Annotated in this window: 19 protein-coding genes; 12 read left to right on the top strand and 7 right to left on the bottom strand. The window is 64.5% G+C overall.

From position 1 onward, the window contains the following. Positions 1 to 54: 54 nt before the first annotated feature. The 4 genes from WD767_14105 (at position 55) to WD767_14090 (ending at position 5,309) form a co-directional block, all read left to right on the top strand. Complete coding sequence (locus WD767_14105) at positions 55 to 999, top strand: hydroxymethylglutaryl-CoA lyase (GenBank protein ID MEX2617225.1); 945 nt, start codon at positions 55 to 57, stop codon at positions 997 to 999. 96 nt (positions 1,000 to 1,095) lie between these two features. Next, positions 1,096 to 2,286 (top strand): acyl-CoA dehydrogenase family protein, encoded by a 1,191-nt coding sequence (locus WD767_14100; protein MEX2617224.1) that lies wholly within the window; start codon positions 1,096 to 1,098, stop codon positions 2,284 to 2,286. Continuing rightward, the gene (locus WD767_14095) at positions 2,287 to 3,504 is read left to right on the top strand and encodes an MFS transporter (GenBank protein ID MEX2617223.1); all 1,218 of its coding nucleotides are present in this window, start codon (positions 2,287 to 2,289) and stop codon (positions 3,502 to 3,504) included. A 617-nt stretch (positions 3,505 to 4,121) separates the two neighbouring features. Beyond that, positions 4,122 to 5,309, top strand: coding sequence for a CoA transferase (locus WD767_14090; protein MEX2617222.1), 1,188 nt, complete (start codon positions 4,122 to 4,124; stop codon positions 5,307 to 5,309). 134 nt (positions 5,310 to 5,443) lie between these two features. Here WD767_14090 and WD767_14085 read toward each other — a convergent pair whose 3' ends face one another. After that, positions 5,444 to 6,553 carry an LLM class flavin-dependent oxidoreductase gene (locus tag WD767_14085; GenBank protein ID MEX2617221.1) on the bottom strand — a complete coding sequence of 370 codons (1,110 nt, stop codon included), beginning with the start codon at positions 6,551 to 6,553 and terminating at the stop codon, positions 5,444 to 5,446. Between the two features lie 151 nt (positions 6,554 to 6,704). Between WD767_14085 and WD767_14080 the strand changes: the two genes are divergently transcribed. Beyond that, entirely contained in the window at positions 6,705 to 8,501 is a 1,797-nt protein-coding gene (locus tag WD767_14080) for an NAD(P)/FAD-dependent oxidoreductase (GenBank protein ID MEX2617220.1), read from the top strand. Positions 8,502 to 8,602: 101 nt separating this feature from the next. On the opposite strand, the gene WD767_14075 is transcribed toward WD767_14080, so the two are convergent. After that, the gene (locus WD767_14075; GenBank protein ID MEX2617219.1) at positions 8,603 to 9,157 is read right to left on the bottom strand and encodes a CYTH domain-containing protein; all 555 of its coding nucleotides are present in this window, start codon (positions 9,155 to 9,157) and stop codon (positions 8,603 to 8,605) included. Continuing rightward, positions 9,150 to 10,412: an MFS transporter gene (locus WD767_14070; protein MEX2617218.1), complete on the bottom strand. Its 1,263-nt coding sequence runs from the start codon at positions 10,410 to 10,412 to the stop codon at positions 9,150 to 9,152. Before WD767_14070 ends, WD767_14075 begins: the two co-directional genes overlap by 8 nt. A gap of 219 nt (positions 10,413 to 10,631) precedes the next feature. On the opposite strand from WD767_14070, the gene WD767_14065 reads away from it, so the two are divergent. Further along, entirely contained in the window at positions 10,632 to 11,726 is a 1,095-nt protein-coding gene (locus tag WD767_14065; protein MEX2617217.1) for an efflux RND transporter periplasmic adaptor subunit, read from the top strand. Here the strand turns inward: WD767_14065 and WD767_14060 are convergent. Further along, positions 11,713 to 12,549 carry a sugar phosphate isomerase/epimerase family protein gene (locus WD767_14060; protein MEX2617216.1) on the bottom strand — a complete coding sequence of 279 codons (837 nt, stop codon included), beginning with the start codon at positions 12,547 to 12,549 and terminating at the stop codon, positions 11,713 to 11,715. The two genes, WD767_14065 and WD767_14060, sit on opposite strands and share 14 nt — an antisense overlap. Before the next feature lie 32 nt (positions 12,550 to 12,581). Then, complete coding sequence (locus WD767_14055) at positions 12,582 to 13,271, bottom strand: glutathione S-transferase N-terminal domain-containing protein (GenBank protein MEX2617215.1); 690 nt, start codon at positions 13,269 to 13,271, stop codon at positions 12,582 to 12,584. A gap of 147 nt (positions 13,272 to 13,418) precedes the next feature. Between WD767_14055 and WD767_14050 the strand changes: the two genes are divergently transcribed. Further along, a complete protein-coding gene (locus tag WD767_14050; protein MEX2617214.1) occupies positions 13,419 to 14,303 on the top strand; it encodes a TauD/TfdA family dioxygenase in 885 nt (294 codons plus the stop codon). A gap of 88 nt (positions 14,304 to 14,391) precedes the next feature. Here WD767_14050 and WD767_14045 read toward each other — a convergent pair whose 3' ends face one another. Further along, entirely contained in the window at positions 14,392 to 14,541 is a 150-nt protein-coding gene (locus WD767_14045; protein ID MEX2617213.1) for a hypothetical protein, read from the bottom strand. A gap of 284 nt (positions 14,542 to 14,825) precedes the next feature. On the opposite strand from WD767_14045, the gene WD767_14040 reads away from it, so the two are divergent. The 3 genes from WD767_14040 (at position 14,826) to WD767_14030 (ending at position 16,799) form a co-directional block, all read left to right on the top strand. Next, complete coding sequence (locus WD767_14040) at positions 14,826 to 15,296, top strand: methanogen output domain 1-containing protein (protein ID MEX2617212.1); 471 nt, start codon at positions 14,826 to 14,828, stop codon at positions 15,294 to 15,296. Then, positions 15,280 to 16,329, top strand: a complete 1,050-nt coding sequence (locus WD767_14035) for a histidine kinase dimerization/phosphoacceptor domain -containing protein (GenBank protein ID MEX2617211.1) — start codon at positions 15,280 to 15,282, stop codon at positions 16,327 to 16,329. Before WD767_14040 ends, WD767_14035 begins: the two co-directional genes overlap by 17 nt. Before the next feature lie 95 nt (positions 16,330 to 16,424). Further along, the gene (locus tag WD767_14030; GenBank protein ID MEX2617210.1) at positions 16,425 to 16,799 is read left to right on the top strand and encodes a response regulator; all 375 of its coding nucleotides are present in this window, start codon (positions 16,425 to 16,427) and stop codon (positions 16,797 to 16,799) included. Between the two features lie 50 nt (positions 16,800 to 16,849). Here WD767_14030 and WD767_14025 read toward each other — a convergent pair whose 3' ends face one another. Further along, positions 16,850 to 17,665, bottom strand: a complete 816-nt coding sequence (locus WD767_14025) for an aspartate dehydrogenase (GenBank protein MEX2617209.1) — start codon at positions 17,663 to 17,665, stop codon at positions 16,850 to 16,852. Between the two features lie 131 nt (positions 17,666 to 17,796). Here WD767_14025 and WD767_14020 point away from each other — a divergent pair, with 131 nt between their 5' ends. Together WD767_14020 and WD767_14015 are read left to right on the top strand one after the other, a co-directional pair. Further along, positions 17,797 to 18,093 (top strand): hypothetical protein, encoded by a 297-nt coding sequence (locus tag WD767_14020; protein ID MEX2617208.1) that lies wholly within the window; start codon positions 17,797 to 17,799, stop codon positions 18,091 to 18,093. A gap of 18 nt (positions 18,094 to 18,111) precedes the next feature. Continuing rightward, positions 18,112 to 19,108: class II fumarate hydratase (locus WD767_14015; GenBank protein MEX2617207.1), on the top strand; the 997-nt coding region annotated here is incomplete at its 3' end.

Below are 19,108 nucleotides of genomic sequence, written 5' to 3'. Positions count from 1 at the left end.
CAAACCAGACACGATCTGATCTAGGGATACAGAGAAAGACATGGGAGAATGACAATGCGACCGGGAATTGACGTGGAATGCCGCGAAGTCGGCCTTCGCGATGGCCTGCAGATCCAGAAGGTGTTCTTTCCGACCGAGGACAAGATTCGCTGGCTGACGCTGGAAGCCACGGCCGGCATGCCGGAAATCGAGGTGTGCTCCTTCGTACCGCCGAAACTGCTGCCGCAGTTCGCGGACAACAGGGAAGTCGTCGCGGCGGCGCTGAAGATCGACGGGCTGTGCGTCGCGGCGCTGAGCCCGAACCTGCGGGGCGCGCAGGACGCCTTCGCGGCGGGCATTCACAAGCTGAACTACGTGACCTCCGTCAGCGAAAGCCACAACATGTCCAATGTGCGCCGCACGGTCGATGAATCGGTGGCGGATTTCGAGCGTATCGTGGCGCTGCGCGACGCGACGCCAGGTGCGCAGGATATCCGGCTCTGCGCCGGGCTGGCGACGGCGCTGGGCTGCACCATAGAAGGCAATGTGGCCGTGCCCGCCGTCCTGAAGCTGGCGGAACGCTTCGTCGAGGCCGGCGCGGACGAGTTGTCGGTCGCCGATACGGTCGGCTACGCCAACCCGCGGCAGGTCAAGGCCATGTTCGAGTCCGTGATCGGCGAATTCGGCAAGACGGTCCCGGTTTCCGCGCACTTCCACGACACCCGCGGGCTTGGCCTCGCCAATGTCTTCGCGGCGCTGGAGGCCGGCTGCCGCCGCTTCGACGCCTCGCTGGCGGGTCTTGGCGGTTGCCCCTTCGCCCCCAACGCGACCGGCAACATCGTGATGGAGGACCTCATCTTCCTGCTCGAGGGCGCCGGGCTGAAAACCGGGGTCGATATCGACAGGCTGGTCGAAATCCGCGAGATCATCGGGCGCAACCTGCCCGACGAAACCCTGTACGGCATGTATGCCCGCGCGGGCGCGCCGAAGGGCTTCGTGCCGGCCAGCGCCGCGGCCTGATAACCGATCCGGACGGCGGCGCCCGCCGTCCGATTTTCCCGTAAGACCAACGGGCCGGGACCTTCCCGCCGCCCGCAGCGAATGGAGACCGTCCCCATGTCGGACATGCTGCCCACCATCGACTTCGAGGAAGACGATTACCCCGAAATCCGCGAGGCCGTGGCGAAGATCTGCGAAGGCTTCCCCGGCGAATACTGGCGCGGACTGGAGGACCAGTCGGTCGAGGGCAGCTATCCCACCGCCTTCGTCCAGGCGCTGACCGAGTCCGGCTTTCTCGGCGCGCTGATCCCGGAGGAATTCGGCGGCGCGGGCCTGCCGATCCGCGCCGGCGCGGTAATCCTGGAGACGATCCACGCCTCGGGCTGCAGCGCCGGGGCCTGCCACGCCCAGATGTACACGATGGGCACAGTGCTGCGGCACGGCTCGCCGGCGCAGAAACAGGAATACCTGCCGAAGATCGCCAGCGGCGAATTGCGCCTGCAAGCCTTCGGCGTCACCGAACCGACCACCGGGTCCGACACCACCCAGCTCAAGACCCGCGCCGTCCGCGACGGCGACAGCTATGTCGTCAACGGTCAGAAGGTCTGGACCAGCCGCGCGCTGCATTCCGACCTGATGCTGCTGCTGGCCCGCACCACGCCCGCGAACGAGACCAGGCGGCGCAGCGACGGGCTGTCCACCTTCCTGGTCGACATGCGCGCGGCGCGCGGCAACGGCATGGATATCCGCCCGCTCGACGCGATGATCAACCACAACACCACCGAAATCTTCTTCGACAACCTGCGCATTCCCGCTTCCGCGCTGATCGGCGAGGAGGGCAAGGGCTTCCGCTATATCCTCGACGGCATGAACGCCGAGCGCATCCTGATCGCCGCCGAAGCCATCGGCGACGGCCGTTTCTTCACCCGCAAGGCGGTCGAATACGCCAAGGATCGCGTCGTCTTCGGCCACCCCATCGGCCGGAACCAGGGCGTGCAGTTCCCCATCGCCAAGGCTCATGCGGACCTCGAAGCCGCCGACCTGATGAACCGCAAGGCCGCCGCCCTGTTCATGGCGCAGCGTGACGCGGGCGCCGCCGCCAACATGGCCAAGCACCTCGCCGCCGAAGCCGCCTGGGCCTGCGCCGAGGCCTGCTTCACGACCTATGGCGGTTTCGCCTTTGCCCGCGAATACGATATCGAGCGCAAATGGCGCGAATGCCGGCTGTTCCGCACCGCGCCGGTTTCCACCAACATGATCCTCGGTTATATCGGCCAGCACGTGCTCGGCATGCCGCGCTCCTACTGAGTGCCGGGAAAACCGCCTGGGGACACCGCCCCGAAGACCCCGCTCGTCGCCGCCGTCGCCGGCACCTTCGCGGTGCAGACGCTGGCCGCCATGGCGATCCACGGCATCCCGGTCTTCGCGCCCGCCGCCGCGGCGGATTACGGGGTTCCGGAAACCCAGATCGGCATCTTCACCGCCGTCGCCTACGCGATAGCCATGGCCGTCGGGCTCGCGGCGGGCGGGTTCGTCGCGCGGTATGGCGCGATGCGGATCTGCCAGCTGGCCATGATATCCGCGGCGGCCGGCATCGCCGCCTTCGCCGTCGGCGAACCCTGGCTGGCGATCGTCAGCGCGCTGCTGATCGGCATCGGCTTCGGCCCGATGAACCCCGCCAGCGCGCATATCCTGGTGCGGGCGGCCACGCCGAAATCGCGCCCCTTCGTCTTCTCGCTGAAGCAGACCGGCGTGCCCGTGGGCGCGGGTTTCGCCGGGCTGGCGGTACCGGCGCTGATCGCGCTTTACGACTGGCGGATCGCGGCGCTGGCGCTGGCGGCGCTGCCGCTGCTGACGGCGCTGCTGGTGCAGCCGGTCCGGGGCGCCCTGGACGGCGACCGGCGGCCGGGCGCCGTCCTGTTCGGCGGCGGCGGGATGACCGCGGCGCTGCGCGCGCTGACCCGCGACCCGACCCTGCGGCGGCTGTCGCTGATCGCCTTCAGCTACGCCGGCGCGCAGTCCTGCTTCGCCGTCTTCCTGGTCGTCCACCTGACCGTCGATGTGGGCATGCCGCTGGCCCAGGCCGGCGCGATCTACGCGGTCAGCCAGGCCGGCGCCGTCGCCGGCCGCATCGTGTGGGGCGCGATCTCGGGCCGGTTCATCGCGACGCGCCGCATCTTCGCGATGCAGGGGCTGATTACCGGGCTGTGCCTTTGCGCCGTCGCCGCCTTCGCCGCCGACTGGCCGCTCTCGGTCGTTTTGCCCGTCTGCCTCGTGCTCGGCACCACGGCCTATGGCTGGAATGCGCTTTACCTGTCGGAAGTCGCCACGGCCGCGCCGGCCGGCGCGATCAGCGCGATCACCGGCGCGGCGCAGTTCATCATCTTCAGCACCGGCGTGATCTTTCCGCCGCTGTTCGGCGGGCTGGCGGCGCTGACCGGCAACTTCGCCATGTCCTTTCTGGTGATGGCCGGGCTGACGACGGCGGCGGGGCTCTACGGATTCCGCCTGCCCCGCGAAGCCTGATCCCGCCGCCGACTGTCGCGAAGAACCCCTCCGGCCGGACGGGCCGAAAAATACGCCCCGGATTAACATCGGTTAACATTGCTATACATTTGATACCTGATTCCCGCGACCTGTCCCGGGCCACGCCGCCCCCGAAAACACGGCGCGGATTGGCTTTTGTTGGCTTTTGTTGGCTTTTATTTGCATTCATCTGCATCCTCCCCTGTCCGGAAACGCCCATCCCCCGCCCGCCGGAAAAAACGCGGCGGGATTAACATGGGTTAACATTCATATACATTTTCAAACCGGCCCGAAGGCGAACCCGCACGCTTGCCGAATGAGCGCCGCTAAAATCGCGTCAATTCGGTAAACGGCCTGTCGGACCAAATTGTGTTTTCGCCGGGCCCGGAAAGCGAATTAGGACTATAGTCTCTTTTCGTGAAAAAATCAAGATTTTTTGGCCCGAAAGTTGCTCCAGCCCGCGACGCCCCGATGTCGTTGCCCCATTCGCTCCGAAAATCGGGACCGGACCGCGAAGGCGCCGCCTGACACCCGCAAGGCCTTCTCCGCCTCATCCCATTTGTCACCGGACCCTCCGACCCGATAGCATGGCCGCGCAACAGCTTGGGGAGGGATGCATGGGGGCGCTTGACGGGTACAAGGTGCTGGATATCAGCCGCGTGCTGGCGGGGCCGTATTGCGGGCAGATGCTGGCCGATAACGGCGCGGATGTCATCAAGGTCGAGGCGCCGGGCGGCGACATGAACCGCTGGTTCCCGCATGACGTGGGCAACGGACAGAGTTCGAACTGGCTCAGCGCCAACCGGGGCAAGAAGGATATCACCCTCAACCTGAAATCCGGCAAGGCCCGCGCGCTGCTGGACGGGCTGGTGGCGAAGGTCGACGTGGTGATCCAGAGCTTCCTGCCCGACACGGCGGAAAAGCTGGGCGTCGGCTACGACCGGCTGCACGCCATCAACCCGGATGCGATCTATTGTTCGATTTCCGGTTACGGGGCGAAGGGGCCGTTCCGCAACAAGCCCGGATTCGACACCACCGTGGCCGCCTATGCGGGCATCTTCTCGCTGACCGGCGAGGCGGACGGGCCGCCGCTGCGGCCCGGCGTCGCGGCCATCGACATGTCGACCGGGATGCTGGCCTATGGCGGCATCGTCAGCGCCCTGCTGGCGCGCGAGCGCGGCATGGCGCGGGGCCAGCGGGTCGATGTCTCGCTGCTGGAATCGAGCGTCGCGCTGCTGGGATTTCACGGCGTCGCCTGGACCGCGGGCGGCGTGGTGGTGAAGCGCGAGGGCGCCGGCTTCTCGACCCTGGCGCCCTATGGCGTGTACCGGGCGCGCGACGGCGAAATCCTGATCGGCGCGGCATCGGACCTGATGTGGGGGCGGCTGTGCGACGTGCTGGGCGCGCCGGAACTGAAAACCGACCCGCGCTACATGAAGAACACCGACCGCTGCGCCCACCAGCCGGAACTGCGCGTCGAGATCGAATCCCGCCTCGCCGCGAAGGGAATTGCGGAATGGCTGGCGGCGATCGAGAACGCGGGCATCGCCACCGCGCCGATCAATTCGGTCGATACGGTGCTGCAGGACGAACAGGTGCTGGCCAACGACATGGTCGTGCCCGCCATGCGGCCGGACGGCAGCAGTGTCGACCTGATCGGCCTGCCCTTCAAACTGTCCGGCACGCCCGGTGCGCCGGGCGCGGCGCCGCCGGAACCGGGGCAGCACAACGCGGAAGTCTTCGGGGACTATCTGGGGCTGTCGGCGGCGGAGGTGGCGGCGCTGGCGGAAGAAGGGGCGATCTGAGGGATTGGCGGGGGGCCCTCCTCACCCTGCCCTCTCCTCCTGAGGAGAGGGTTCCAGAATTGAATCGGCGAAGCCACCACAATGCTCCCTCGCCCCCTTGAGGGGGTGATGCGCGACGCCCGCCAGTCGCACGCCTACTCGGCCGCCAGCGGCATTGCTTTCGGCTGCGGCATGGGCACGTCGTTAATTTCCGCCAGCGGCCTGCCGAAATGCTTTTCCACCAGCGGGATCACCTTCGTCGTGAACTGTTCCATGGAGGCGATGGTCGCGCGGCTGGGCAGATCGCCGACCTGGAAGTAGATGTTCATGTGGCGCGGGCCGTAGAGTTCGATTTCCCGGCACAGGCGTTCGGCCACGTGTTCCGCGTTCCCGACCAGCAGGTTCTGTTCGATCCGCTCCGGTTCGGGCTCGCCCTCAAAGGGAACGTCGGCGACCATGTAGTCGTCGACCAGCACTTCCTTGCGCGTGCGCAGCGACACGGCGAGCCGCTGCTGGTAGCGCGCGCCGTCCACATAGCGGTCGATCACCGACCGGTCGTCGCTGACGCAGGCGAAGCGCAGCACGCCCAGCGGGATGGCCGCGGGGTCCCTGCCCTCCGCCGCATAGCATTCCTCCACCTGGTCGCGCAGGCGGCGGATGTTGTTGGGACTGCCGATCCCGCCGGAAATAAACGGAATATAGCCGTCGCGGGCGCAGCGGCGATGGCTGGCCGGGTCCTTCCCCGCGACCCAGATCGGCGGGCGCGGCGACTGCAACGGGCGGACGTTGATCGCCGTTTGCGGCTGCCGGTAGTATTTGCCGTCATAGCGGAAATGCGGTTCGCGCAGGCCGAGTTCGATCATGTCCAGCATCTCGTTGAACATGACCTTGTTCTTCGTCAGGTCCGCGCCGAGGCGTTCGAATTCATACTGCTGGTAGCCGCTGCCGACCCCCACATCGAGCCGCCCGCCGGACAGCGAATCGACCAGCGCGATTTCGGCGATGACCCGCGCCGGCATGTGCAGCGGCAGGATCAGCACGGCGCAGCCGACCCGGATGGATTTCGTGATCGCCGCGGCCTGGGTGCACAGGATCAGCGGCGACGGGCAGAGACTGTAATTCGAGAAATGATGTTCGGCGAACCAGGCGCGGCTGAACCCCATCTCGTCCGCCAGCCGCGTATGTTCCATTGCCTCGGCCAGAATCCGGTGCGGCGTGGTGTTGCGGTCGCGATGCTGCAGCAGGTTGAAAATGCCGAAATCCATATCCTGTATCCTCCCGGGGCTGGTCGGTCGGTATTGTGAACGGGAAATGCGCCATTTGGCAAATCGGCCGGAATTTGCTTTTTGCGCGTCAATCCGCTCAGAATGGCGAAAGCACCCGAAAGCCGGCCGCAACCGCTGAAAGAGAAACGCCATGGACGATGTCGACCTGAGTACCCTGAGCAACCGCCCCGCCGCCAGCGACGGGCAGATCGTCACGCAATGGCTGGGCGATTTCGAGGCAGCGCTCCGCACGGGCGACGCGGGCGCGGTTTCGGCGCTGTTCGAAGCGGACAGCCACTGGCGCGACCTGCTGGCCTTCACCTGGGATATCACCCCCGCCATCGGCGTGGACCGGATCGCATCCGGCCTCCTTGCGGCGCAACCGGCGGTAAAGGCGCGCGGTTTCGCCGTCGATCCGAACCGGACCGCGCCGCGCCGGGTGCGGCGGCTGGGCGTGAATGCCCTGGAGGCCATGTTCGTCTTCGAAACCGAGGTCGGGCGCGGCAACGGCGTGGTCCGGCTGGTCCCTGGCGATGCGGGAAAGATGCGGGCCTGGGTGCTGCTGACCACGCTGGAGGAGTTGAAGGGGCATGAGGAGCATGTCGGCAAGCGGCGACCGACCGGCGATGCCTATTCGCGCAATTTCGGCGGCGAGAACTGGCTGGACCAGCGGATCAGAAGCCGGGCCTATGCGGATCGCGACCCCGCCGTGCTGGTGGTCGGCGGCGGTCAGGCGGGACTCGCCATCGCGGCGCGGCTGAACCAGATGGACGTGGATACGCTGGTCGTCGACAAGTTCGAACGGATCGGCGACAACTGGCGCAAGCGCTACCATTCGCTGGCGCTGCACAACCAGATCATCGCCAACCACCTGCCCTATATGCCCTTCCCGCCAACCATGCCGAAATACATCCCGAAGGACATGCTGGCGAACTGGTTCGAATGCTATGCCGAGGCGCTGGAGGTCAATTTCTGGACCGGTACGGAATTCGTCGGCGGCAGCTATGACGAGGCGGCGCAATGCTGGAACGCGACCCTGCGTAAATCGGACGGGACGGAGCGGGTGATGCGCCCGCGCCATGTGGTCTTCGCCAACGGGGTCAGCGGTATCGCCCGGATTCCGGACCTGCCGGGACTGAAGGAATTCGCCGGGACGGTCGTGCATTCGCACAGCTTCACCGACGGCTCGGCCTGGAAAGGCAAAAAGGCGCTGGTGCTCGGCACCGGCAACAGCGGCCATGACGTGGCGCAGGACCTGTACAGCCACGGCGCGGCGACGACGATCATCCAGCGTGGCTCCGGCACCGTGGTCAGCATCGATCCCAGCGCCAAGCTGAATTACGCGCTGTACGAGGAAGGCCCGCCGCTGGACGATTGCGACCTGCTGGCGACGGCGGCGACCTATCCGCTGATCGTGAAGGGCTACCAGATGGCCGTTGAGCGGATGATGGAATACGACAAGGACCTGATCGCGGGACTGAAGGCGAAGGGATTCAAATTCGATTTCGGCGAGGACAATACCGGCCACCAGATGAAATACCGGCGGCGCGGCGGCGGGTATTACCTGAACGCCGGCTGTTCAGACCTGATCATCGAGGGCGAAATCGGGCTGCTGCAGTTCGACACCATCGAACGCTTCACCGCCGGGGGCGCGCTACTGAAGGACGGCAGCACCGTGCCCGCGGACCTGATCGTGCTGGCGACCGGCTATTATACCCAGCGCGAACTGGTGCGGCGGCTGCTCGGCGAAGGCGTCGCGGACAAGGTCGGCGAAATCTGGGGCATCGGCGAGGACGGCGAAATGGCCAATATGTGGAAACGCACCCCGCAGGACGGGCTGTGGTTCATCGCCGGCAGCCTGGCGCAGTGCCGGATTTATTCGAAATACCTGGCGCTGCAGATCAAGGCGCAGGAGGTCGGGTTGCTGGAACGCCGCGAGGCCCCGTGATCGTCACATAAGGCCGTCGGGAAAATGGGGCTGGAGCGACGGCCAGTGGCCGGTTTCGCGCCGCGCAGCGCGCCCGCCGCCGCCTGTCGCGTCCTGCGGGATCAGGTAGCCGCATCCTTTTCGGCCAGCAGCGCCGCATAGGTCACGCCCCAATCGCAAAACGGATTGCGGGACAGTTCCGCATTCAGAAACCGCGCGTCATCGGTGACTTCCGGGCCCGCCCAGGGCGGCATTTCAAACGCCTCGCCCTCCGACGACAATTCGATTTCGGCAACGACCAGCCCCGCATTGGCGCCGTCGAACACGTCGATTTCCCAGGTCTTTCCCGCATGGTCGACAATATGCCGGGTTTTGCGGATCGGCTGCCCGACGCAAAGCAGGTCGAGCATCCGTTGCCCCTGTTCCGCATCGATAGCGGTTTCGATTTCATGCCGTGAGATCCCTCCGGCCCGCACCTTCAGGGTCAGGGTATAGTCGTCTCCCGACCGGCGGACCCGCAGGTTCCGTTCCGGGGTGCTGAACAGATAGCCCTGTTCGATCCGGCGGCTTGACCGCTGCGTACCGAAATCCATGTCGCGAACGAGAAACTTCCGTTCGATTTCGATCATCGGCGCCGCCTCCGGCATCCGGCGGGCGGCTTCATCGCCATCATCCATGCTGTTCCTGTTCCTCGTTCGGCGTGAAGAGCCACAGCAGCGTCAGCGCGAGCAGCCCTTCCAGCGACATGACAAACAGCGCCGTCGGCGCGCCCCAGATATTCGCCATCCAGCCGACATTGAAGAAGCCGATAGGACCCGAACCGATACAAAGGGTCAGCACGCCTAGCACCCGGCTGCGGTATTCCGGCGACGCACCGAGATAGGTCAGCGTGCTCTGCATCGCCGAAAAACACGCCCCGGCCACGCCGGTCGCGGCCAGCGCGATCGACACGATGACGAAAGAATGCATAGGCCCGCCAGCAACATAGGTCAGAATGCTGATGTAGAAAATCATCGAAACATAGGTCACCGTACCCCAGAGATAGATCTGGAAATAATTCGCCGGCCGGGCCAGGGTCGCCACCAGCAGCGCCCCGACAAAGGCGCCGAAGCCCTCCAGGCTGGACAGCACACCGACCAGGAACGGGTCAAGCCCCAGATGGTCGCGGCCCAGCACCGGGATCATCGAGGTAAAGGGGAATCCCCAGATATTGAAGGCGATGGTGATCGCCAGGATTCGCCGCAGCTGCGCCTCGCCCGCCACGTAGCGGGCCCCCGCGATCAGGTCGCTGATCAGGGTAAAGGCGCCGGTCGGCAATGTCCGTTCGGGGACCCGCGCGACTACGACCAGCGTGAAACAGACCGCATAAACGATCGCGCTGAACAGGAACACGCCGAACACGCCCACGAATTGCAGGGTCACGCCGCCCAGTAGCGGCCCGAGCATGCGCGTCGCGTTGCTGGTTGCGGCATCCAGGCCCATCGCCGTCGACAGCGCCCCGCCCGACAGGTCGCCCAGCAGGCGCCGCCGCACGGGCATGTCCGTCGCCCAGAATATCCCGCTCAGAAAGGACGAAATGGCGATATGGACGAAGGCCAGTTCCCCGGCCCAGGCCAGCGCGGCCATTCCGGCAGACACCACGGAAATGGCCGCGATGGACCCCGCCAGCAGCATCTTGCGGTTCAGCCGGTCCGCGATGGCGCCGACGACCGGCCCGCACAGCGCCAGCGGCAGCATCCACAGCAGCGGAATGATCGACACCAGCAGCGGCGAATTCGTCGTCTCGAAGGTATAGACGCCCAGCGCCAGCAGCTGGAACCATCGGACAACGCCGGTAAATCCGCCGACGAACCAGAACGACAGGTAATTCGGATCGCGCAGCAGGTCCCGGATGCCGGCTTCTTCCGTCCGGGATTCCGAGGTGGCGGTCAAATCCCCGTACCGCCGGCCCGTGCGCCAACCGGCGGCGGCGGAGCGCATTGCGTTGATGGTTCAGAAATTAGCTGATAGCGTGCCATGGGTTTACGAAAATTGACTGAATTTTAATCGTACTGCCCCGATAGAGGCAGATAGCACACAATTTTTCGCATGGCGGCAGGCCGCCATTCCAGATAATTCGTGCCACGCCGTCGCGACTGTAGAGACGCCATTTTGAACCTGAAGCGAAAACTGAAAGCCATCATCGGCGTTCTGCTACTGGGCGCCATGCTGGCCCTTTGTTACGAGGTCTTCTTCTGGTTCACCCATGTCCATGAAAGCAATGCCCGTATCCAGACCGATATCACCAATATTTCCGCGCAGGTCAACGGCAAGATCGAGAGTATCCAGGTCTCCGAAGGCGCGGCGGTCCAGAAAGATCAGTTGCTGATCGTCCTCTATCACGAAGACATCAGGCTGAACATCCGGTCGCTGCAGACCGACCTCGCGCTGGAGCGGGCCAGGCGCGCCCGGCTGGAAACGGAGAAAGAAGCGTTCGAGATCGAGCTCGCCGCCAAGCTGGCGACCCAGCGGGTGAAAATCCGCGCGATGGAACAGGAGTCGCTGGCCATCGACGGGCGGCTCAAGCTGGCCGACAAGAACGTGACCCGGGCGAAACTGCTGGTGGACCGTAAATTCACACCGGAAACCCAGCTGACCGCCGAACAGGACAAGGCGCTGGAACTGGAAGGCGAGGCGACCCTGCTGCGCGGCCGGATTTCGGTCGCCCGCCAGGAACTCGAGCAGCTTGAAGCCACGCGCAGCAAGATCGCGGTAATCGAGAACGAGATCAGGATTTCCGATATCGAACAGTCCCGTATCGAGGATTCGATCAGGTTGCAGGAGCTCTGGCTCAGCTACCGGCACATCACCAGCCCCATCGACGGCGTGGTCGGCCGCATTCACCGCTTCCGTGGCGAGTATATCGAGGACGGGGTGAATATCCTGATGCTGCACGACCCGCAGCTATTCTGGGTCGAGGCCTATGTGGAGGAAAGCCAGTTGCGCCACCTGCGGCCGGGTCAGGAGGTGCTGATCGACCTGGACGCCTACCCGTTTGAGGATTTCTACGGCACCGTGCGGCAGATCGGCCGGATTACCACGACGGAGATGGGCATCGGCGCCAGGGTGAACGGCGCCAGCCGCTTCGGCGGCGCCAGCGAACGGGTGCCGGTGCGGATATCGCTCGACAACCCGCCGCCGAACCTGACCCCCGGCATGCGCGCCGGCATCAATGTGCGGATCTACGACTGGATCAGGCTGTGGTAGCCGCGAAATCGCCCCACCCAAGGGCGGTCAGCCGGTCGATACTGTCCAGAATATCCTTGTCCGGATTATCCGAAATGATCTCCAGCACCGGCTTTTTGCGGAACCCGAGCGACCGCATCGCCGTCGCGGCTGTTACGAACGGCACGGTGCCGCGGCCGACCGGGTCGTGCCGGTAGAGCGCCGTGCCCGTGTCGGACACGTGCACCAGCACCAGCCGGCTTTCCACCGCCCGCAGCCCCGCCGCCAGATCCTCGCCGATAAAGGCGCCATTGGCGACGTCGTAGACCACGCCGATCTCGTCATGGCCGTATTGGTCCAGCGCCGCCATCATTTCAGCCGCGCCCGGCAGGAAGGCGAAGGGCATGTTCTCGACCAGTACCTTCGTGCCGCCGCGCGCCGCCAGCGGCGCCAGTTCGTCCAGCCCTTCAAAGAACCAGCCCATCAGCTTGTCGCGCGGCGCGGGCAGCAGCGGGTTGCTCTTGCCCGGCCCGACCACCACCCCCGGCACGCCGAGGTCGCCGGCCAGTTCGAAGATGGACTTCAGGATACCGAGGCTGTATGCGCGCATCTCGCGCGTTGCCCCGGCGATGTTGATATCCACATTGGGCATGTTCAGCGAAACGATCCGCAGCCCCTTCGCCGCCATCAGCGACAGCAGCGAACTGCGCGCCGCCGCATCCATGTCGTTGGGCCAGCAATGGCCCGGATACATCATGACCTCGAATTCGGTGCAGCCGCGATCCGCCCAGAGGTTCATGCAGTCCTCGATGCCGTAGTCGAGCGTGTAGCTGTAGGTGTTCACGGCATAGGGCAGCTGGTTCACGGCGGCGCCTCCTTCTTCGGTTCCGGTCCGGCTCAACCGGCCCTGTAGTTGACGTTCTGCGGGAACATGTGGCGGCTGGATTCTTCGTCCATCTCCGTCTTGAAGGTATAACGGTCCTTCAGCGCCAGCGCCCTGGCCGCGGCCGGGCGGCCGCTGATGTCGTCGACCAGCCGCTTCAGGTGCGGCAGGCCGCCCCAGGACTCCTCATCCAGCACCACCGGCAACAAGCGCGCCCAGCCCCAGGCCGCCATGTCGACGATGGTATAGGTATCGCCCAGCAGGAATTGCCGGCTCGCAAGCCGGTCGTTCAGGATGCCGAAATGGCGTTGCGCCTCGAACCGGTAGCGGTTGACCGCATAGGGCAGCTTTTCCGGCGCGTAACGCTGGAAATGCACCGACTGGCCGGAGTACGGCCCGACCCCGGTGGCGATGAACATCAGCCAGGACAGTAGCTGGCCCCGGTTTTCCGGCGTTTCGGCGGGCATGAACCGGCCGGTCTTTTCGCCCAGATAGAGCAGGATGGCGTTGCTGTCGAAGATCGTGACATCGCCATCGGTCAGGCTCGGCGCCTTCGCATTCGGGTTGATCGCCAGGTATTCGGGCGTGAACTGCTCGCCCTTGCGGGTATCGACCGGCGCCGGCTCATACTCCAGCCCGGCCTCTTCGAGGAACAGGGCCACCTTGGTCGGGTTCGGCCCCAGATTATAGTAGAATTTCAGCATGCGCTGCCTCCCGTTGGAACATTGGTCCGTTGGCTGACAGCTTAGGCGCGCCGACCCGTCGGACGCCAGCGGATTTCGGCGTGTGTTGCGTCCCGGCATGCGACGGTTCTAAGATTGCCGCACCGCATTCACAGGGAGATTGCCCAAATGTCCATTTCCATCCGCAGGCTGACGCCGCATATCGGCGGCGAGGTCACCGGAGTCGATATCCGCAAACCGCTATCCGCCGAAGACGCCGCCGCGATCCATGCCGGCATGGATGAATACGCCGTGCTGGTGTTCCGCGAACAGCCGATGACCGGCGAGCAGCAGCTTGCCTTTACCGAGGCGCTGGGGCCGATTGAACTGTCCGGCGGCACCAACCTGAGGAAGCCGGAGGAATACCGCCTGCCGACGACGTTCGCCGATGTCTCCAACCTGGACATCGACGAGAAGCCGATGGCGCGGGAAGACCGGCGGCGGCTGTTCGCCATCGGCAACCAGCTGTGGCATTCCGATTCCTCCTTCAAGGTGACGCCGGCGAAGTATTCGCTGCTGCACGCGATCAGCCTGCCCTCGAAGGGCGGCAACACCGAATTCGCCAGCATGGCCGCCGCCTGGGACGCCATGGATGACGATTTGAAGGCGCAGTGCGAGGGGCTGGTCTGCGAACATTCGCAGATGTTCTCGCGCCAGCAGATCGGCTTTTTCGACTTCACCGACGAGGAAAAACAGCGCTTCAAGCCGGTGCGGCAATCGCTGGTGCGCACCAATCCGGCGACCGGCCGCAAGTCGATCTATCTTGCCTCCCATGCCGGCGGCATCGTCGGCTGGCCGGTGCCGGAATCGCGGATTTTCCTGCGCAACCTGATCGAGCACGCGACCCAGCGCGAATTCGTCTACGCCCATGAATGGAAGATCGGCGACCTGGTCATGTGGGACAACCGCCAGACCATGCACCGCGTCCGTTCCTTCCCGGTCGATGAACCGCGCGACATGCGCCGCACCACCCTGGCCGGCGAAGGCCCGACAGCGGAACAGATCGCAGCGTAATCGCAAGGGCGCAGACGGCCCGCGCAATAATGCCCCCTCATCCCAGCCTTCTCCCCTCCGGGGGAGAAGGGGTAAAGCGCTTTCCCGACTACGCGGCGGCTGCCGCCCGTTCCAGGAATCCGTAATTTTCCAGCAGCGCGCGCCAGTGCGGCCGGTTTTCCGGCTGCATCGGGGCGATCGGCAGGCGGAAGGATTCTCGGATCAGCCCCTTCCACCTCTTTATCGCCGAGGACGACACGCGTGCGATCTTCGACCTGCTGTTCCGGAGCTTCCTAGCGAAGGGGGAAAAATAAAAAATATCAGCTGCCGATGAAACCCCTTGCGGCGGGAAAGCGTTCTGTTCCTTGGAAGTGCGGAATCCGGGGTTTCCTGCTCGTGTTGTTTGCGAAACCGACCCTGATGCCATAGATTGTCGCAGGCGCCAGACCAGCCGGAAAAGGTGTTGAATCATTGGACCATTCAGAAGCCAACGATATCGATCTACCCAGTAAAACGAGTCTCGAGCTCGACAGGGACGTTTTTATGCGAAACCTTATTCGCAGTCTCGCGGGCACCCTGGAACGGGTTATCGGTATAGACGAAGCGGAAGGATATATCAGTGTTGTCGGCGCGCAGATCGGCGAAGAGATCGATAAACAGTACAAGACGGCGCTGTCGATAGACAAACTGAACACACGGCAGGTCAGCGATGCACTGGTTGACCTGAAACGGCGTATCGACGGCGATTTCTACATCATCGAAGAAAGGGAAGACCGGATAGTCCTGGGCAACCGGAAATGCCCGTTTGGCGAGGCCGTATCAGACCGACCGTCGCTTTGCATGATGACCTCGAACGTTTTCGGATTTATCGCCGCCGAAAACCTGGGGTATGCGCGCGTGGATGTCCAAAAAGCCATCGCCAGGGGAGATCCGGGTTGCCGGATCGTGATTTATTTGAAGCCGACAGAAGACACGGGCGATGGAGAGCGGGAATATTTTGGCAGCGACAGCTAACGACCTTGTTGCCGAACTGCTTGAAGGGTTTCGGGTGGCAGCTTTCCTGCTCGACGATCAGGGAATCATCCATTACGCAAACCGGCAGGCGCGGAAAATCCTGCCCCGCGATCCCCTTCAAAAGAGGCTGGCGGACCTTTGTATCCATGAAGGCGACAGCCTGTCCGCCACGATAAGTCTATGGGGCGGCAGCGGTAGCGCGCGCCCGGACATACTGATGTTCCCCGGTCCCGAAGGCGCTGTACGCAAACACCGGTGGATTGGCAGCCGGACAGCGATGACCCTACCCGGCAGCGGCAGGTTGATTCTTGTGCAAAGCCACGAAACCTCCGGCGAACCGTTGGCTATACTGAAATCCTCACTGCGATCGCTGCAGAAAGAGGTCCGGGAACGGCGCCACGCCCAGTCCCTGACCCAAGAGGCGCTCGCCGAACGGGAGCTCATGCTGCGGGAATTGCAGCACCGGGTTAAAAACAACATCCAGATTATCACGTCGCTCGTCCGAAGTTCAATGCGGGGAACGACATCGCCGGATGCGCTGGAAGTGCTCGATAAGATATACGGCCGCCTTGTAGCCACCACATCCGTCCAACAGCTTCTCTACCAGGAAGCCGGGTTCCTGAATATCGACGCCAGGGAGATGCTCGAAACTCTGGTGTCCAGCCTCGCCGGATTTGTCGGGCCGGAGCATGTCGTAACAAGACGGGCCGACGCAACGCCTCTGCCGAACAATACCGCGTTGCCGCTGGGCCTGATCGTTAATGAACTTTTTACCAATGCGATCAAATATGGTCGGAACGCTTCCGGGATCGCCGAAGTGGATATATCGTTAACGCGAACGGAAATGGGTTTTTGTCTGGAGGTCAAGGACAAGGGGCCGGGCATCGCTCCGGATACGGACACGAACGGCAAGGAAAAGAAAGCCTCCGGCCTGGGCCTGGTGCGGGGACTGGTCCGGCAACTGGGCGGATCGTTGGACATCCGGTCAGACTTCGGCACCCATGCGACCATAAAGTTCGAGACACAGGACTGATGCGCCATACTCATCTTTTCAATCCAGAACGCCCGCGGCGCCCCGGCGCCCCACAGCCCGGCACGCATGATGACAATCGAACCGACCTTTCGAAATTGACGGCAGTCATCGTCGAGGATGATTTTTTATCGCTCGTCGAAACGGAATATTCGGCGGAAGCAGCCGGGCTCAGCATCCTCGCCACCGCTTCAAACCCGGGCGATGCGGTGGCGGCCATCGATCTGCACCGGCCTGACATTGTGCTGATGGATATCAACCTCGGCAAAGGCCGGGACGGTATCGATGTCGCTATCGAGGTAAACCGCCGGTTTGGCACGCGTTGCCTGTTTACAACCGCCTATTCCGACGCGGTGCTAAAGAGGCGGGCTCAGGCCAGCAATCCGCTCGGCTGGGTCAACAAGCCGTTCACCAGCCAGATACTGCTGGCGGCGATTATCGCCGCCCGGGACCAGTTGAAGCCCAATAACTGACGCCGGTCCATCAACCGCTTCGCGTCCACCGCCCTGCAAGGGAGACGATTTCACGTCCCCACCTTCACCGTGCTGACCAGCCCGCGCAGGGTGGCGATGACGCTGAGCGGGGTGAGCATGCCGGTGGCGGGGTTGTCGGGCGACGGAATGCCCTCGATGGTCATGGTGAAGCGGGTCGCGTCCGAATCCACCGTGATCGTGTGGGTATTCCGCTCGACGCCGGGGTCGGCCCAGATTTCGATGCTGGTCCGGTCCGGCCCGATCCCCGCCAGACTGAGCGCCACCGCCACGTTCACATTGGCGGGAAAGCCCCGCACGGCTTCGCGGGCGCTGCCCTCGAACACCTTCAGCGCGCCGGTCAGGTTATCGACGCGGATCTGGTTCCGCACCAGGTGCGGCGCGCCGGCAAGGCCCTTCGGGGGCTTGCGGGTCACCATGCTCACCGAATGGATCGTGCCCTCCCCGGCGGCGCGCACCGCATCGAGGCCGAGCAGCGCGCCCGTCGGCACCATGATCCGCGCGCCGGTCTGCGCCGCGCGGTCCGCCAGCGCCGGATGGTCCAGCAGGGCGCCGCAGCTGAGCGGAATGAATATCCGTCCCGCCTCGACCGCCGGACCGGCAATATCGGCGAACATGGCGGCGGGCGCGCATTCGACGACAATATCCGCCAGCGCGGCCAGTTCGCCCAGACCGACGACCGGCACCGGATTTTCCATGCCGGCCATCCGTCCGGCGGCGGCTTCCCGGTCCCGCGCCGAAACCGCAACCAGGCGCAGCCCCGGAATCCCCGCATCGAGCCTTCGCGCAACGGCTTCGCCGATCACGCCGAACCCGCCAATCGCCACTGTCATTTCCGTTGCGGTCATCCTCGCTCCTCCCCCTGTTCCTCAAGCCAAAGCATCGCACGAAACGCCACAATTTGGCCAAAAACACAAGGCATTGATCTGGCCGCAATCCGACCGATATTAAGGTTGCGCAATCAAAGGGAAGCCAAGCCGTGAAAAACAACCGATTCGCCGCTGTGATGCTCGCCGCTGTTCTGCTGGCCGGTTCGCCCGCCCTCGCCGCCGACGAATCGCCGAAAAAGGATCCGCAGGCGCTGGTGAGCGAAGGCATGCAGAACCTGATGCAGGCGATGGAGATGCTGCTGTTGTCAATCCCGCAATTCGAGGCCCCGTTCATGAACGAGAACGGCGATATCATCATCCGCCGCAAGAACCCCGACGGCGCCCCCCGGAACCGCGAGGAAGCCGCGCCGAACGGTAACGACAACGACAACCGCAAGGCCATCTGACGCCCGCGGTCGCCCGCCATGAAGACCCGCACCGAAACCGATTCCATGGGCGCCATCGCGGTTCCCGCCGACCGGTACTGGGGCGCGCAGACGCAACGCAGCCTGGCGTTTTTCAAAATCGGCCGGGAACGCATGCCGGAGGCGATGATCCGCGCGCTCGGCATCGTCAAAAAGGCCGCCGCGACCGTCAACGCGGCCAATGGCGACCTTGACCCCGCGCTAGCCGACGCGATCGTCCGCGCCGCCGGAGAGGTCATCGACGGCGGCCTGGCGGACCATTTCCCGCTGGTCGTGTGGCAGACCGGGTCGGGCACGCAGAGCAACATGAACGTCAACGAGGTCATCGCCAACCGGGCCATCGAACTGCTGGGCGGCGAGATGGGGTCCAAATCGCCGGTCCACCCCAACGACCACGTCAATCGGGGCCAGTCCTCCAACGACACCTTCCCGACCGCGATGCATATCGCCGCCGTGACCGAAATCCACGAAAAGCTGCTGCCGGCGCTGCGCCACCTGCAGGCATTGCTGGACGCGAAAGCCGCCGGTTTCGACGATATCGTGAAAATCGGCCGCACCCATCTGCAGGACGCCACCCCCCTCACCCTGGGCCAGGAATTTTCGGGCTATGCGGCGCAGGCCGCCAACGGGATCGCCCGGATCGAGGCGGCGCTGCCGCGGCTCTGCGCGCTGGCGCAGGGCGGCACCGCCGTCGGCACCGGGATCAGCACGCGCCCCGGGTTCGATACGGCCATCGCGGCGGAGATTGCATCGCTGACCGGCCTGCCCTTCGTCACCGCCGCCAACAAGTTCGAGGCGCTGGCCGCCCATGACGCCATCGTGGAAATGTCCGGCGCGCTGAACGTGCTGGCGGCCGGGCTGAACAAGATCGCCAACGACATCCGCCTGCTGGGCTCCGGCCCGCGCGCCGGGCTGGGCGAATTGCGGCTGCCGGAGAACGAACCCGGCTCGTCGATCATGCCGGGCAAGGTCAACCCGACCCAGGCCGAGGCGCTGA

Source organism: Alphaproteobacteria bacterium (assembly GCA_040905865.1).
Lineage (GTDB): Bacteria > Pseudomonadota > Alphaproteobacteria > UBA8366.
Note: the sequence above shows the minus strand (reverse complement) of the source record. Positions and strands in the feature narration are given on the sequence as shown.

Excerpts from the sequence above, each read along its gene's own strand:
- WD767_14105 (MEX2617225.1), top strand. The coding sequence starts at position 55 with ATGCGACCGGGAATTGACGTGGAATGCCGCGAAGTCGGCCTTCGCGAT.
- WD767_14100 (MEX2617224.1), top strand. The coding sequence starts at position 1,096 with ATGTCGGACATGCTGCCCACCATCGACTTCGAGGAAGACGATTACCCC.
- WD767_14090 (MEX2617222.1), top strand. The coding sequence starts at position 4,122 with ATGGGGGCGCTTGACGGGTACAAGGTGCTGGATATCAGCCGCGTGCTG.
- WD767_14085 (MEX2617221.1), bottom strand. The coding sequence starts at position 6,553 with ATGGATTTCGGCATTTTCAACCTGCTGCAGCATCGCGACCGCAACACC.
- WD767_14080 (MEX2617220.1), top strand. The coding sequence starts at position 6,705 with ATGGACGATGTCGACCTGAGTACCCTGAGCAACCGCCCCGCCGCCAGC.
- WD767_14075 (MEX2617219.1), bottom strand. The coding sequence starts at position 9,157 with ATGGATGATGGCGATGAAGCCGCCCGCCGGATGCCGGAGGCGGCGCCG.
- WD767_14055 (MEX2617215.1), bottom strand. The coding sequence starts at position 13,271 with ATGCTGAAATTCTACTATAATCTGGGGCCGAACCCGACCAAGGTGGCC.
- WD767_14050 (MEX2617214.1), top strand. The coding sequence starts at position 13,419 with ATGTCCATTTCCATCCGCAGGCTGACGCCGCATATCGGCGGCGAGGTC.
- WD767_14040 (MEX2617212.1), top strand. The coding sequence starts at position 14,826 with ATGCGAAACCTTATTCGCAGTCTCGCGGGCACCCTGGAACGGGTTATC.
- WD767_14025 (MEX2617209.1), bottom strand. The coding sequence starts at position 17,665 with ATGACCGCAACGGAAATGACAGTGGCGATTGGCGGGTTCGGCGTGATC.